The sequence below is a fragment of the Cytobacillus horneckiae genome (assembly GCF_002835735.1).
GTDB lineage: Bacteria > Bacillota > Bacilli > Bacillales > Cytobacillaceae > Cytobacillus > Cytobacillus horneckiae.
Map to the genome: position 1 here is coordinate 75,422 of NZ_PISD01000031.1, position 14,541 is coordinate 89,962.

The window sequence follows — 14,541 nt, forward strand, 5'->3', positions numbered from 1 at the left end:
AAGACACCCTTCCTATTGGTGTCCCTTAATTAACTTAGTGATACCAAGGGATTGAGAGGGGTGGGGAAGTGCTACAAGAGTTTTTACTAGATATATTACTAGATAGTTTAACAATAATTTTAACAAGATTAATTAACTAGAGTTTTAAACAAGAGTAAGTATAAGAGTTTCCATAAGATTCGATAGAAGCTTATGACAATGCGCCCGTAGGTTGCATTGTTTGCCCCTCACTATCGTGAGTGCCATGATCAGAAATTTTAGATTGAAGTTTTATATAAAATAAATAAATTAATACGGAGGTAACTGGATGACCAATGACGTGTATATTCCTACAATTGAAGGAGCGATAATTAATGAAAATAAAATTAGAGATAAGAAGATTCATAATCTAAATCATGAGGGTAGTATTCCTGACAGCCTATTATTAAGAAAGTTAAGGCGAAATAAAAATTATATTGAATTCGGTAAACGGAAAAACTTTACCCACGATATTATAAACGTGAAATTTTCTCAATCCACAAAGAGTGGTAAACAATTGATTAGTACATACGAAAAGTTAATAGCAGAAAGTAATGATGATCAAGAAATACAGAGACTTGAATATTTAATTAATAAAATAGTTGATGAAATGGAGAAACACCCAATCAGCAATAAATGGATTGGTAAAAGTGCAGAGGAAATACGATATGACCTTTATAATGTTGGGTTTACAATTAAGCTTACTGATTATGAGACTGGTGAAGTTTCAGAGACAGAAAAATATGTTTTACTTGGCAGAAGTCCCGCAAAAAGTCGTAAAGGGGAAGCTTGGTTTATTAAAGAAAATCTTCACGATTACATAAAAACTTGGATGAGATTAGGACTAAACTTCGATAATGATACATCGGTTGATTTAGCTGGGATATTATCATATGAAACATTAGTTGCATCTTCGATTGTTGATACGGTAAAAATTGATCCTGATTCAATACTAATCGTGGATAGTGTATATAGTACATTTAAAAAGGATGCTAACGTAATAGGAATTGAAAAGAAGGACGGTAAGGATATATTAGCAAATATTCCTAAAGAAAAATGGAAAATCACAAATGAAATTTTCGATGGGGAAGCATTAGCGGATGTGAGCTTGTTTGAAGGGGAACAAGAAGGTAAAGGTTTTATGTTGCTTAGACAATTATTTTTCAAGGCTGCTTGTTTTAATGTAAGGTTAACTGACTTTTTAAGCGATTATGCGGATGCCAATGGAAAAGATTTTGATTCTTGGGAAATAGAAGATATGTTTGGGAATAAAATACCTGCTTCAAAGATCAAACTTATCATTAATCCATCTTGCCTCAAGATACTTAAATACAGTTATGCATGTGGTAGCAAAAAAGAGATTTATGAGCATTGGAGAAAAACAGTAAAAAATAATGAATCTTCATTGTGGGGGATTTGTAAAAGTGAGAAAGAAACTAAGCGTGGGTTTACTGACGATAATCAACCCCTTCAAAGGATGAGTTATCAAATGATCAACTCTTTGCCAATAAAAAATAAAGCAGATATAAATAAAATAAGTCAATATGAGTATGGTTACATAATGGATTTGAAAAATAAGCCGAAAAAATTTATTGATCACCTAATAACGAATAAAAACAATGTGAATGCAAATGAAATGTTTGCTGCCTTATATGATGTAAATACTAAAATAATTGAATCGAAAATATTTAGAGACTTCAAAAAAAGCACTATTAAGAAATATAGGGAAAATCTACAATCAGGAAAATTAAGGGTAACTGGTGACTATTGCGTGATGGGGTCGTGCTTAGTAGAGTATCTTATGAAAGTAGTCGGAGAAATAAAAGGAAATGAAATTAATGAGCCACTTTGCTTAAAGGGCAATGAGATTTACACTACTTTGTTTGAGCCAGGTGAGCTAGTTGGTTTTAGGAATCCACACGTATCTCCTTCAAACCTCCTTTATGTGGATAGGATTAAACTTGAGCCTGAAAACAAATATCATAATTACTTAAAGTACTTCAACTTAACAAAAAATATTGTTGTGGTAAACTCAATTGGCTTTGAGATATGTGATATTCTAAATGGCTGTGATTGGGACTCAGATGTTGTTTTCTTGTCAAATGACTCGACATTAACCAAAATCATCAAGAAGAGTATTGATTACTATAAGGTAATCATAAATGATATCCCGGAGGATAAAGAATCAGATGAAGTTGTCTATCGCTTAGTAACTAATGACATGGCTAAGATCGATAATAAGTTATCTAAATCAAAGACAGAAATAGGTGAGATAGTAAACCTGTCACAGCTAATCATGAGTCTTTATTGGGATGAAATGGCCAAGGATAAACCTGATAAAGATAAGGTGGAAAATTTGCTTGGGTATACAAATATTTTATCTATACTGTCAGGGTTGTCCATTGATAGTGCGAAACGACAGTATAAAGTCGATGCAAAAAAACAATTGAATATGATTAGAAATAAAATTTCTTTAAAATTGCTAGATAAAAAGAATATCAAGGATAAAAAGTTATTAGAATACGTTAAAGGTTTACATAAAGATGTGAAGCTAAAGGCAAAACCTTTGTTTTGGAAATATGTACATAATGACAAATTAAATAAAAAACAAAAAAATAATAAGTCCCAGATTACTACATATTATAATTGTCCAATGGATATGGTTTATGAAAGCTTTAGTAAGCTCGAACCAGCTGAAGGCTCAAAAGATAACATAAAACTAAATGATCTTTTACATAAGTATGATAAAAGAAAGGCCAACAGGAGACAAACAGGGAAAGTAAAAAACATTGCTAATGATACTTCTAACTTGATGGGGAGAATCTACAAGGATTTTGATGATGAAGATGAACTAATGGAACAATTAGACAGAATAATGGATGAGCAGCAAGAAAAATTTGATAAGATTAAAATAAATAAAAACACAATGTATGCTATCCTTTTGAAGATTGCTGAGGAAACAGAAGGTAAAAAAGAACAAGATAAAAATAATGAAAAAAGAAGAGGGAATTGGGTTAGATTAATGAATCATTTATATAAATCAAGACCACAACTTTTCTTAAGCTCTTTTAAGTGCAATTAAAAAATGCACCACGTATTTGGCTAGAACCTTGATAGATAAAGGTTCTAGCCTATTTTTATCGGTGACTATATGAAGGGGATGGAACACGAAGACTAGTCAATTGTCGTGGCAAAGAAAAGCTCAATGCTTAGTAGTTGACTTTCCCTTTTATTATTTTAATCATTTGAACATTATTATCCAATATAACATTATCATATGTTATAAATTGTCGCAAGTTTTTGTGAAATTTTAATTTGGATATTAATGGAATTGGATGATTACACAATTCTAATAGTTTATTTTTCTCATTGAAATTTAGTCATAATTTATACCTCTTGGAGATGGTTGGTCAGTCTAAGGGCTTGACCTCTTTTTTTGATTTAAATAATTAATAAATAACTTAATGAGGGAGGGATACAAGATGTTAAATCGAGATCAAATAGATGATATCCGTTTTTGTGCGATGAAAAAGAAAATCAAAAATAAGGATATAGCTCAAGCTATTGTTAGCAGCGATGCATTAGTTAGCTTATTTTTGAATCATAAGACGAATATGTCCAGTGAGAAGCAAGAGAAACTTATTGAGTTTGTTGAGAATCAACCAGAATACAAGCTTGTAAGAGTGTAGTAAGATCATTGACGTTATCGGCAGCATAATGCTGTGCGCCCCAGTTTAGCCTGCGTCAATAAAGAAAAGGTTAGACATTATCGGATTCGATGATATTTCGTAGCATATCCGGTTACTTCCTAATTTAATTTGATTTAAACCTACATGAGGAGTCGGCTTGATGGTTAAGTCGGCTTTTGATCGTGTGGGGAATAGGAGAAGATAATTTCCTGTGTTTAATGGTCACTCAGATAAAAATTATATAAAAGTGTGGTGAATTAATTATGGGGATGTATCAAAACATTCAGGATTTCGTTCAGATTCTTTGGGCGGATGAAGAGTTGCTTAGATTGCTTCATTACAAGCCAAAAAACCTTCGTAACCGTATACCTGATCCTTTGGATGAATCGTTACCGAATATCTTAGAAATAGACAAGGATTGGACGATAAGAAATCAAGTTATTATGGTAAGTCCAAAAGAAGATGATTTAACTAATAAATCGTTATGTTGTTTATTCGTGTATTTGGGAGATAGAGAGCCAAGTAGGGGAAATTATTTAACTGCAAACCAAGAAGTGTTTTTTGATATTCTTTGTCATTCTGACTTTGAAAACGGAGACATGCGAAGCTATAGGATTGCGGATAGACTTAATGAGTTATTTGTACAACAGCGAGTCACAGGCATTGGGAAAACGGATTACATAAGTGGTAGGATTGTTTCTAGCGTACCTAGCCAGTATACAGGATACAGGCATATTTATTCTTTCGGGAGTTTTAAAAAATGAATAAATCCAAACTTTTAAAGGGGAGCCCGATTAGTGTACAAGAAATACTAGTATACCCTCTTACGCTAAGTGAAATAGTCGATGAAATAGGCGAAAACGAATATAATTCTTTATTAGCTATATTGAATATGAATAAAGAAACTTTAGTATCCTCTTTCAATGATGGTGTATTTACCCCAGAAGAATTTAATGAAATCAACGAATTATCAAGTCTAAACTTATTAATCATGTTATCCTCGCTAGATTCAAATTTCCAAACCACATTTATCAATGCAATAAAGGTATTTTTAAAAGTTGACAATGTTGAGATTACGCAACAAGGAATAGTCATTAACGTAAACAAAATATCAAAATTAATAGATTCATCTATATTTGATGATATCAAATTTACAATTATGAATCAGAATTATCTTGGTGACACAAAAAAGGATGAATTTAAACCAGCGAATCCTAAAGCGCAGATGCTTTTGAATAAACTCAACAAAGCCAAGGAAAAAATTCAAAAGAAAAATAATGAAAAAGGATTGGAACTCTCAGATGTAATATCTATTGTTGCTACATATAGTAATGCAATTAATCTCATAAACATTTGGAAATTAACTGTATATCAATTATATGAAAATTACTTAAGGATATTAGTATGGGACGAGTATCATAACGATATTACACTTTTACCTCATATGGAAGAACAGGGAAAGAAAGCTGTTTATGAAAAACATTGGGCAAAAGACATAAAAAAATTAATTTAATGGAGGCAATAAAATGGGATTACAATTTGGTATTAAAGAAGTATTGGATACAAACATCGTGGATTATAAAACAAAAGAACCAGTAGCATTTATTGATTATGCTGAAGCGAGCACTAATGAAGTAACAGGAGAAAGACTAAAACTAAAAGGTGGTCGAGGTATGGCTGACCAAATGTCTTTCGACCACTCAAAAGAATCAACTTTTCAATTAACAGTGCCACTGGTTGATTTGAAATTACTAGCATTGATTACAGGTGAAGAACTAGGTGAAGGTGTTGGCCAAATTTTCAAACGTGAAGTTTTAACTGTCCATGAGACATCTGGATCACCATCAGTCACGCTCAGCCATTCTCCTGTTGGTGATGTGAAAATTTATAAGTTAGAAGGCATAAGGGATATTGGCGAAGAATTTGATGTTACAGAAGTGACTTCCAAAGATGTTACATTAGCTACTCCTGCGACAAATGGTGAAGAAGTAGTTGCATTCTATCAGTATTCTGCACCAGTAAACTCTAAAAGAATTTCAGTTAAATCAAATAAGTTCCCTAAAGCTGTATCAATTTATGGAACTGGTTTAGCAAGAAACCAAGAAGATGAACAAGATTACCCTTGTCATGTTACTGTGTATAAGGCACGTCCGCAACAAAATATTACATTTACAATGAGCGGGACTGAAGCTACAAATTTACAAATAACATTTGATATGTTTGCAGTTACGGATGCTAAAGGTGATGGGCAATATATTGATTATATTTTCGAAACAGAAACTCCCTGATTTGTTTGCCATCGATTTAGGTGGTATGTGGATTCTATAAATTTAAAGAGTAGGAGATTATGTCTCTTACTCTTTAATTATAATAAGGAGGTAAAAATGGCTAAAAAGTTTAAAGCAAACATGTTAAAAAAAGAAGTCCAAAATTTTTACAGATATCTGGAATTTCCATTGTCATATGAGGACAATGAATATCTTGTTAGGATGTACCCATTCTTCAAGCCAGAAAAGATAAATAATTTATTGAATAAAATGGCCGTATTCTTTAAAACTGCTAAAGAAGAAAATGTGAAAATTGATCCAAATCATGAAGCGGATATTGTTTCCTATTACATCTTGAGAGAATTCACTGATATTCAATTTACTGCTAGTAAGAAACCAAAAACGATTTATGATGAATTTAAAATTATATTAAATTCACCTATTTGTCAGAAGTTGCTTAAATCCTTTCCGAAGGAGTCAATCGAACAGGTTTATGACCGCATTCATGAGGTAATTGAGATGAACGATAAAATTAAAGAACAACGAAAGCTGATTGTAGATAGTATTTCAGGGTTACCGCTTGATAATGAATTTATTAAGGATAAAGTACTGAAACAAGTAAATAAATAATCTGGGGGAATAATATGGCGATTGTAAAAGGGGATATTATTTATAGTAATAGTATGAGGATGAAGGGTAAAGTAATTAAGGTAAAGCCGAATGAAGGAACAGCTTTAATTGAATTTATCTTATCGCAAAATAAAGAAATGATGCTTAGGACAACTCAACTTAGGATTCTACTACTTAATGATTTAGTTAAAGTTGATAAAAAGAGGAAAAGATTGTGAATCAAAAATATTGTACACATTGCAAGTCGTTTGTTAGGGATATATCTTGTGATAAATGCGGAAAGACAAATATAAAAGAGATAATTGTAAATATACAAAAGTGATTTCAAAGCGATTCTAAATGAATGGCTTTTTTATTTTGCCTGATAGCTTAGTGGTAGAGCAGCATATTCAAATGGATATAGCATTTCGTAGGTTCGATTCCTGCTAAGGCGACCTAATTATAAAAATTGGAGATGTGAAATAGATGAACTTTGAACAAATTAGTGAAAGTTTGAGTAAGCAGAAACAACAGGAAGATAAAGTACAGAAAGATATTTTATATACATTACAGAAAATAGAAATTCTTTTAGAGTCATTGGCTGGCACTATTCACAAAGAACAGAGGGATAAAGAATGATGCTAATGTCATTTCAAATTTTACTTATGTTGATGATTGTTATATTTGGGTATCAAAATATTAAAGAAATGATTTACGATAGCAAGGTGCAATATTTTTATTTAACTTTAGTAGCGTTAATTGCTTTATCTGTAACTTATTGGATTTAGTCATATGGCATTTAATTTTGTAGTTTGTAAAGGTTGCAAGGGGAAATTTAGGAATAAAAATACACATAAACCATTTGTCGGTTATTACAACAGGGAGCCAGTTTATAAGCATTTTTATAGCTGTCCTAGTTGTAATTATGAGCATGTGATTAGACTGTATCATCCAACTACAAATAAATGGTATGACGAAGTAATGTGCTTGGATTTGAGCTTGTGTATGCATCAATACAATATAGTGGAATATCAAAAGACTTTGATTGATTATGAGATTGCTATAGAGGAATTGAATAAGGCTAATAATAAAATAAAACGAAAATTAGGGTTGGAATAAAAGGGAGGAAATTATACATGGCCCAAGTGACTTTATCAATTGAGGAATACAATAATTTGAAAGAAAAGGAAGCTAAATTAGAGCAAGCAAAATATACAGTTAATGAGTATGAGCAAATCGTGGAAATGGTGTTACCATACCTTAAATCAGAATACGATAAAGTGACTATTATAAAACATGCCTTTAAAGATGTTGACTCTTTAAAAGAATTTATTGAGCTAGAAGTAATAACAACTCATGAGGTTGCCAAAATGTTAGGATGCTCAAGACAAAATATAAAGCAACTAATGGATTATAAATGTCTAGTCCCAATTAAGCAAACAAGTAGAGAACGGTTATCTTTTAAAAGTGATGTAATTGAGTATATAAATAAAAAGAAATATATAAGAAAAACCACTCTTTGTCGATAGATATTATAAAGGGAGTGTTGTTATTGAAAGTAAGAGATATTTATATTTCATTTAATGATGTTGAGAGTAGAAATCAGCAAAGAAACAGATGGAACCAAACAAGAGAAGCGTGCGATTATTGGTTGAAAAATACGATTGATGAAAATGTTAAAAAGTTTGAAAAGGCTTTAATAATAGGTGCGGGTGCATGTAATGATTTCTCGCTTGAAAAAATTGTAAATATGTTTGATTCTACTGTAATAATTGACTATGATCAAAGTTCAATGCTTCAGGCTACAAAAGAATTATCAGAGGAAAATAGAGAAAAAGTAAAAATTGTTTCTGGAGATTTTACTGGGGTAATTGAACAACAAATTGAGTATCTAAAAAAGATTTTTAATGAAGATGGATTCACTTCACTTATAAAGCAAACAGAAAAATTCAGAGACGGATTACCGAAATATTTTGAAAATAATCTATCAATTTCATTAGATAATGAATTTGATTTTATATTTGTTGATAGTATTACAACTCAGCTTTTTCCTCCTGCTTTTTTCATAGGTGTATTTTCAGATGTTGATGATCAGTTTTTATCTGAACATTTTAAAAAGATTAACGAAGTTGCATTAACAACAAATAATAGAATTTTAATTCCTTTTTTTAGGACTATAAAAAGAGCATTGGTTAAAGAAGGAGTTGTAGCTGTTTCTTCTGACCTATTTGAGATTAATTCTAAAAATAGGAAATATCTTAATAAGAATTTCGGTGGTCTTTATAAAATAAGTTTGGATATTCTAAAAAATAAGGAATTATTAATGGAATTAAAACAATATCAGTTATCTGGCTCGATTTTTGAAATTGAGAGATTAATTTCCAAGAAGAATATAGGTCTTCAGAAAACTTATCATTTTGCTTCGTGGCCATGGGATTTTAATGAAGAGAAGCAGTATGTCACAGTTGGTACATCATTTATAAAAAAATAACGTTAATCAAGAGGAAATTTAGATTGTTAATCGAATTAAGTTTGGTTACCTATTATATTAAGGATTTCGATATATAAGAAAAATTAAAATATTACTCCTCTTCTTTCTGCCTATTAAACTAGCGAATTATGGTATAATATGGTGAAGATTGGAGGGGGTAGTATTGGGTAGAATTGGAGTAAACATTAGAGCGAATAATGAACAGCAAGTTGAGGCAACTACTGATGCAGTGCTAATCGAATTAAAAAAAGCAATTAAAACTAAAGATATAGTAACCGCAAAAAAGTTGTTATATTGGTTGAATACATGGAGTGCTGATTATTTACTAAACGAACAATCATTTAATTATCAATCTTTAATAGCATATAAGAGGGGAATGGTTGTTAAAGCCGATTTTGGCTTTAACGTAGGTAGCGAACAAGGTGGATTACATTATGCTTTAGTAATAGAAAAAAATAATGCCAAATCTAATAGGACAGTGACCGTGATACCATTAGGATCTTTGCCTGATAATAAAACAGAAAATGATATTGATAAAAAGTACGAAGTTTTTCTTGGGTACTCTTTGTTTTCAGAAGAAATATCTAATATACAGGAGAAAATTAGGAAAAAGGAAACTAAGAAGAAACTTTTTCAGGAAAACGGACAACCAATTGTTTCAATAGAAAAAGAGTTAAAAAGTCTAAATAAAAAGATAATTGATTATAAAAAAGGAACAGTTGCAATTTTGAGTCAAATATGTTCCTTAAGTAAAATAAGAATTCATGCTCCTAAGAATTCTGGGGATGAACTTTTTACCTTTAGACTAGATAGCAAAAATCTAAAAAAGATTGATAATAAGTTAGCTGAAATATACATTGATCAAGAAAATTTAGAAAAACATTTGACAAAAGTAGAAGATTAATTTATTATTAAATTGTTACATAAAAACTATCCCGCAAGGGCTCTGACAAAAGTCAGATAAATACTATCCCATAATGGGCAGTCCAAATAAAAGGACTTAATTTAGATCTCCTTCCCTTTACGTTGGAGGTCTTATTCGTGTTTTTGGAAATAAAATAAGACCCATTTAAGGGTCTTATGAATTCTCTTCTTCATTGGTAACTTCTTCAAGGGGAATCAGTTGATCTAAAGCTTCTTGAGTCACAACTTCCCTCACTTCTTCTGGTAACAATTCACGAGTGAAACCAGCAAGCCTTCTAATCATTAATGGGCTATATGTATACCAATTATACATTCTAACTGATAGAGATTGGAACCAACTTTTTTTGGTCATAAGGTCTAACTGTTTCTTTAAGGTCTCAATGTCTGTGTTTAATTGTCTAATTTCAGATTTTAGATTTGAATTAGTTTCTTTTTGTTCTTCATAAAAGGTCTCAAAAGATTGAGTTAAATCTACTAATTTATCTTCCATTTCTGCTTTTTCACTTTGAGTGAATGCTGTATCACCATTTTCTATGGAATTAATTCTTTCTTGTATATCTTTTAGTATTTGGTCATGTTTATCAACTTTTCGAGTAATAGGATTTTGATTCATTTCGTTATAAATATTGTCTAACCAATCACGGATTTTATATAAAAATTCACTATTATTAATTCCAGTATATTTCTCCTTACGAAGCATATAACCTGGTTTATAGGTTATATCTATTTTATCAGGGCTTGATACCTCAGCTTCTAGAATATACTTATCAATATAATTATATTGTATGGTAATTGATAGCTTATTTAGGTAGTTAATTTCTGTGGTAGTAATAGTAAAATCCATAGGATGAAAGAAACTATTAGTTAATTTACTTAGGATTTTATTTAAAAATTGTTGACTAATATGGGACGATGCTGTTTCCAAAATATACACACCTTTCAATATGCTTTCTTTTATCATACAATAATTTCTATGTATTTTGGAGTATGGATTTTTATTATATTAGAATTAAGTGTTTTATTCTGTAAATAAATTAAGAGTTAAATAAGTGTAAAAATACACATAAATCATGTCAAATTGTAAAGGAGGAAAATAAGCATGTCACAGAACATATGGACTGAAAAGCAGAGAAATGTACAATATGCTTTAGCGACTGGGAATATGAATAAGGTAACAATAAGTAAAGAATTCGATGTGTCTAGGCAGACTATTTATAATTGGCTTGATAATCCTGACTTTGTTTGCGAGGTAGACAAGCTTAGACAAGAGCTTCGAAATTTTGGGGAACAATTATGGTATAGTCATTATCAAAAATCTATTCAAAATATTATTGAATTAGCTGATACATCGCCAGATCAAAGAGTAAGGTATAATGCTAATATTTATAATGTGGAAAGAATTGATGGAAAGCTTGCTAAACAAATTAATATTTCTTCAAACACAAACGATAGAAAAACGGTAAACTCTGATATCCTTGAACAAGAGCAAGAAAAGTGGGAACAGCAAATGATTGAACAAATGAATAATGAGGAATAATAAAAAGCCTTTACATCCCATCAATCGAGAGTAAAGGCTTTTGCTATTGCTTCTGCTTTTTGTTTGTCTGTGGGCGTTGTATAACGTTGTGCAACTGTTATAGAGTGACCACAAAGGTCAGCAACCATACTTAAGTCATTACCTGTTCTAGCTAGTCTGGTAGCAAAGGAATGCCTTAGCATGTGTGGAGTGATATCGAATTCTTTAAGCATTAATTGTATTGATCTTGTTGTTAATTGTGATTGTCTATTGCTTATAAATACATATTCAGATTCATCATTGCGTGAGTCTATGTAACGACTGATATACTTAAACTTATCTTTATTAATAGGTATTACTCGTGCCCTGTCTCCCTTAGAAGCGTTGATATGAATGTAATAAAGCTTATCTCGTTTACTGTATTCAATGTCATCCTTAATTAGGTTGACAAGCTCACCAACACGTATACCAGTTAACATTAGCATATCAACAATAGCCAAGTCCCTTTGAGATGATGCTTTCTTACTGTTAGCAACCATTAGTCTAATTTTTTCAATGTCTTCTATCTCAATAGATTTAGGTGCTTGTTTAGATATATGAGAAGGTTTATTGATATCTATTTCCTTAACACATTTACGTTGGTTAGAGTAATCACAATACATACAGATAGCAGCAAAGATACGATTAATACTTGAAGGACTATATCTTGTTCCTTTAGTATTCTTCACTGATCCGTTTTCTAAAGAAGAAATAAATAATTGAACTGTTTGTTGTGTTAAGTCATCCATACTTATGTTGACTTTAGATAAGTATTGGTTAAACACTTCTAAATCACGTTGGTATGCTTTCTTCGTATTCTCAGCCTTCCTTAACTGAAAGATAAATTCCTCGATTAACATTTTATTGCTTTCCATTGCTCATCCTCCTAATATTAGTTATGCGAAATTGAGATTATGTAAAAAGTATGTCATTTCCGTTTGTTTATAACTAAATTATACCATATTATTTCGCATAAGTGTATATAAATATTCGCATAAGTAAAGTTATGCGAAGTTATTTTGTGTTAAATAAGTATGATTATTTTAAATGTGCTTGGGTTGTAACCTACTTAAATAAGCTTGTAAGTGGATGTATAGTGATCAATACATATATAACCTGGAGAAAATGCACATCATAATCAGCCTTGTATGCATTGTTGTAGGGGGTATTCTAAATTGAAAATAATGAAAAATGCCCGCAGCAACGGTTACAGTATTATAATAAATTTTTAAAAGTTGGAGGTGTTATATTGGCAGATAAAATAGACATTAACCTTATTGATACTCCTGAGAATCGTAATACTTTGAGAAAGTATCTTCTTAAGGATTTAATTAAAATGGGTATGCCTACTGACAAAGCTCTAAAACGAGTTAGACAATTAATGAAAGAACAAGAGGATAACTTATTTGGTAAAGGTGGATTAGCTTATTCACTTGGTAAAAGGTCGATTCATTTCTTCTGTAACTATTTTCTTCAAGATACTTTTATTCCGAAGCCAAGTAATACAGCAAGAAAATTAGCAAGTGTTCATTATGAAATATGGGATACATTAGAAGACCTTTTTATACATGATTCATTTGATAAGCTTGAACTTGTTATGCCAAGGGGTGCAGCTAAAACAACTGTATGTGACTTTGCATTATCTGTATGGGCACATTGTTATAAAGTTTCAACCTATACGCTTGTTGCAGGAAGAACAGAACAAGATGCAGTTGAATTCATACGTGACTCAAGGAGAGCTTTTGAAGAGAATCCATACATAAGATTTGCCTTTGGAGAGTTAATTGATTCAAAGTTTACTGTCAATCGCTTAGAGCTTGAATTAGCTAACTATACAAAAATACAAGCAATATCTTCCACAAGTAGTCCTAGGGGTAAAAAGTTTAATGGCGAACGTCCTACATTGCTGATTGCAGACGATTACCAAAGTAAAGTTGATGTACTTACTCAAGAGGCAAGGGATAAAAAATATAGTACTTGGGTTGAAGATTCATATTATGCAGGGGATAAGCCTGTATATCGTGATGGTAAGAAAATAAAAATGGGGACAAAATACATTGTTCTTGGAACTATTCTGCATAAAGACTGCTTTATTTCACGTTTGTTAAAAGATAGAACTTATAAGCATGTCGTAAGGAAAGCAATATTAGATGATGATGTAGATAAGTTGTTTTCAAAAGGGCTTTGGGCTGAATTTAAAAAGATTTACTTTAATTCTCATGATCCACTGGCTATTGATAATGCTAAGGAGTTTTATTATCAAAATGAGCAGGCTATGAAATTTCCTGTACTATGGGAAGATAAATATGATTGTCTTACTATGGCAATTGATTATTTTTCAGACCCAACTGCATTTAAACAAGAAATGCAAAATGATGCTTCTAAAATTGGTGAGAAAGCTTTCCATAATATAACTACTGAGCCAAGGGAAACAATTGAAAAACAGATATTCGTTAAAACTATCCTTTGTTGTGATCCAGCGGTAGAAACTAAGGAACATAATGACTTTACCGCTTTATTGGTAGGCTCTGTTACTCCTAATACATTCAGATGGGTTAGAAAAGGAATAGTGGAAAGATTAGAATATGAGGATTATCTGAAAAAAGTTATTGATTTGTTAGAGGAATACAAGGATATTACTCACGTCTGGATTGAGAAAAATACCTTTAATGGTGCAGATGTTAGAGATATTAAGAAGTCAATTAATGAAAATCCTTCCCTGAAGAGGCGCAGGATTGAAATTATAAACGAGCGACAAAATAAAAATAAAGAGGCTAAGATTAGAGCCATAGCACATAAAGTGGATAGTGGCTTTTTTACATTTGCTGAGGAAGATACTGAATTTACGTCTCAAATACTTTCGTACGAGGGAGAGCGGTATACAAAGCATGATGATGCGCCCGATTTGACGGCTGAATTTAATCGAATTATAGATGAAGTAGTTGTTGACCGAAGAATAAAATTTTATGATTGGTGATTTAAGGAGGT

General features: G+C 31.3%; 17 protein-coding genes. 15 read left to right on the plus strand and 2 right to left on the minus strand.

Annotated elements, in window-relative coordinates; genetic code table 11:
- Nucleotides 1-307: 307 nt before the first annotated feature.
- From CWS20_RS15195 to CWS20_RS15245, 13 genes are all read left to right on the plus strand, one after another.
- Nucleotides 308-3,100 carry a hypothetical protein gene (locus CWS20_RS15195; protein ID WP_066196410.1) on the plus strand — a complete coding sequence of 931 codons (2,793 nt, stop codon included), beginning with the start codon at nucleotides 308-310 and terminating at the stop codon, nucleotides 3,098-3,100.
- A 400-nt stretch (nucleotides 3,101-3,500) separates the two neighbouring features.
- Nucleotides 3,501-3,707: a hypothetical protein gene (locus tag CWS20_RS15200; protein WP_066196413.1), complete on the plus strand. Its 207-nt coding sequence runs from the start codon at nucleotides 3,501-3,503 to the stop codon at nucleotides 3,705-3,707.
- 263 nt (nucleotides 3,708-3,970) lie between these two features.
- Complete coding sequence (locus tag CWS20_RS15205; protein WP_066196416.1) at nucleotides 3,971-4,471, plus strand: hypothetical protein; 501 nt, start codon at nucleotides 3,971-3,973, stop codon at nucleotides 4,469-4,471.
- A complete protein-coding gene (locus CWS20_RS15210; protein WP_066196418.1) occupies nucleotides 4,468-5,220 on the plus strand; it encodes a hypothetical protein in 753 nt (250 codons plus the stop codon). Before CWS20_RS15205 ends, CWS20_RS15210 begins: the two co-directional genes overlap by 4 nt.
- Nucleotides 5,221-5,233: 13 nt before the next feature.
- Nucleotides 5,234-5,995 (plus strand): YomU family phage tail tube protein, encoded by a 762-nt coding sequence (locus tag CWS20_RS15215; RefSeq protein ID WP_066196420.1) that lies wholly within the window; start codon nucleotides 5,234-5,236, stop codon nucleotides 5,993-5,995.
- 96 nt (nucleotides 5,996-6,091) lie between these two features.
- Nucleotides 6,092-6,604 (plus strand): hypothetical protein, encoded by a 513-nt coding sequence (locus CWS20_RS15220; protein WP_066196423.1) that lies wholly within the window; start codon nucleotides 6,092-6,094, stop codon nucleotides 6,602-6,604.
- A 14-nt stretch (nucleotides 6,605-6,618) separates the two neighbouring features.
- Complete coding sequence (locus CWS20_RS15225) at nucleotides 6,619-6,822, plus strand: hypothetical protein (protein ID WP_066196426.1); 204 nt, start codon at nucleotides 6,619-6,621, stop codon at nucleotides 6,820-6,822.
- A 247-nt stretch (nucleotides 6,823-7,069) separates the two neighbouring features.
- Nucleotides 7,070-7,222, plus strand: coding sequence for a hypothetical protein (locus tag CWS20_RS28045; protein ID WP_157090523.1), 153 nt, complete (start codon nucleotides 7,070-7,072; stop codon nucleotides 7,220-7,222).
- Nucleotides 7,219-7,371, plus strand: a complete 153-nt coding sequence (locus CWS20_RS28050) for a hypothetical protein (RefSeq protein WP_157090524.1) — start codon at nucleotides 7,219-7,221, stop codon at nucleotides 7,369-7,371. Before CWS20_RS28045 ends, CWS20_RS28050 begins: the two co-directional genes overlap by 4 nt.
- Nucleotides 7,372-7,375: 4 nt before the next feature.
- Entirely contained in the window at nucleotides 7,376-7,702 is a 327-nt protein-coding gene (locus tag CWS20_RS15230) for a hypothetical protein (RefSeq protein ID WP_066196428.1), read from the plus strand.
- A 17-nt stretch (nucleotides 7,703-7,719) separates the two neighbouring features.
- Entirely contained in the window at nucleotides 7,720-8,112 is a 393-nt protein-coding gene (locus tag CWS20_RS28720) for a helix-turn-helix domain-containing protein (RefSeq protein WP_241504200.1), read from the plus strand.
- Between the two features lie 23 nt (nucleotides 8,113-8,135).
- Nucleotides 8,136-9,074 (plus strand): hypothetical protein, encoded by a 939-nt coding sequence (locus CWS20_RS15240; protein WP_066196431.1) that lies wholly within the window; start codon nucleotides 8,136-8,138, stop codon nucleotides 9,072-9,074.
- Between the two features lie 163 nt (nucleotides 9,075-9,237).
- Nucleotides 9,238-9,978, plus strand: a complete 741-nt coding sequence (locus tag CWS20_RS15245) for a type II toxin-antitoxin system PemK/MazF family toxin (RefSeq protein WP_066196433.1) — start codon at nucleotides 9,238-9,240, stop codon at nucleotides 9,976-9,978.
- 174 nt (nucleotides 9,979-10,152) lie between these two features.
- Here CWS20_RS15245 and CWS20_RS15250 read toward each other — a convergent pair whose 3' ends face one another.
- The gene (locus CWS20_RS15250; protein WP_066196436.1) at nucleotides 10,153-10,923 is read right to left on the minus strand and encodes a hypothetical protein; all 771 of its coding nucleotides are present in this window, start codon (nucleotides 10,921-10,923) and stop codon (nucleotides 10,153-10,155) included.
- 174 nt (nucleotides 10,924-11,097) lie between these two features.
- Between CWS20_RS15250 and CWS20_RS15255 the strand changes: the two genes are divergently transcribed.
- Complete coding sequence (locus CWS20_RS15255) at nucleotides 11,098-11,535, plus strand: IS630 transposase-related protein (protein WP_066196438.1); 438 nt, start codon at nucleotides 11,098-11,100, stop codon at nucleotides 11,533-11,535.
- 20 nt (nucleotides 11,536-11,555) lie between these two features.
- On the opposite strand, the gene CWS20_RS15260 is transcribed toward CWS20_RS15255, so the two are convergent.
- On the minus strand, nucleotides 11,556-12,428 hold the full coding sequence (locus CWS20_RS15260) for a tyrosine-type recombinase/integrase (RefSeq protein WP_066196440.1): 873 nt from the start codon (nucleotides 12,426-12,428) through the stop codon (nucleotides 11,556-11,558).
- Nucleotides 12,429-12,802: 374 nt separating this feature from the next.
- Between CWS20_RS15260 and CWS20_RS15265 the strand changes: the two genes are divergently transcribed.
- Nucleotides 12,803-14,530, plus strand: a complete 1,728-nt coding sequence (locus CWS20_RS15265) for a hypothetical protein (RefSeq protein ID WP_083957343.1) — start codon at nucleotides 12,803-12,805, stop codon at nucleotides 14,528-14,530.
- Nucleotides 14,531-14,541 lie beyond the last annotated feature (11 nt).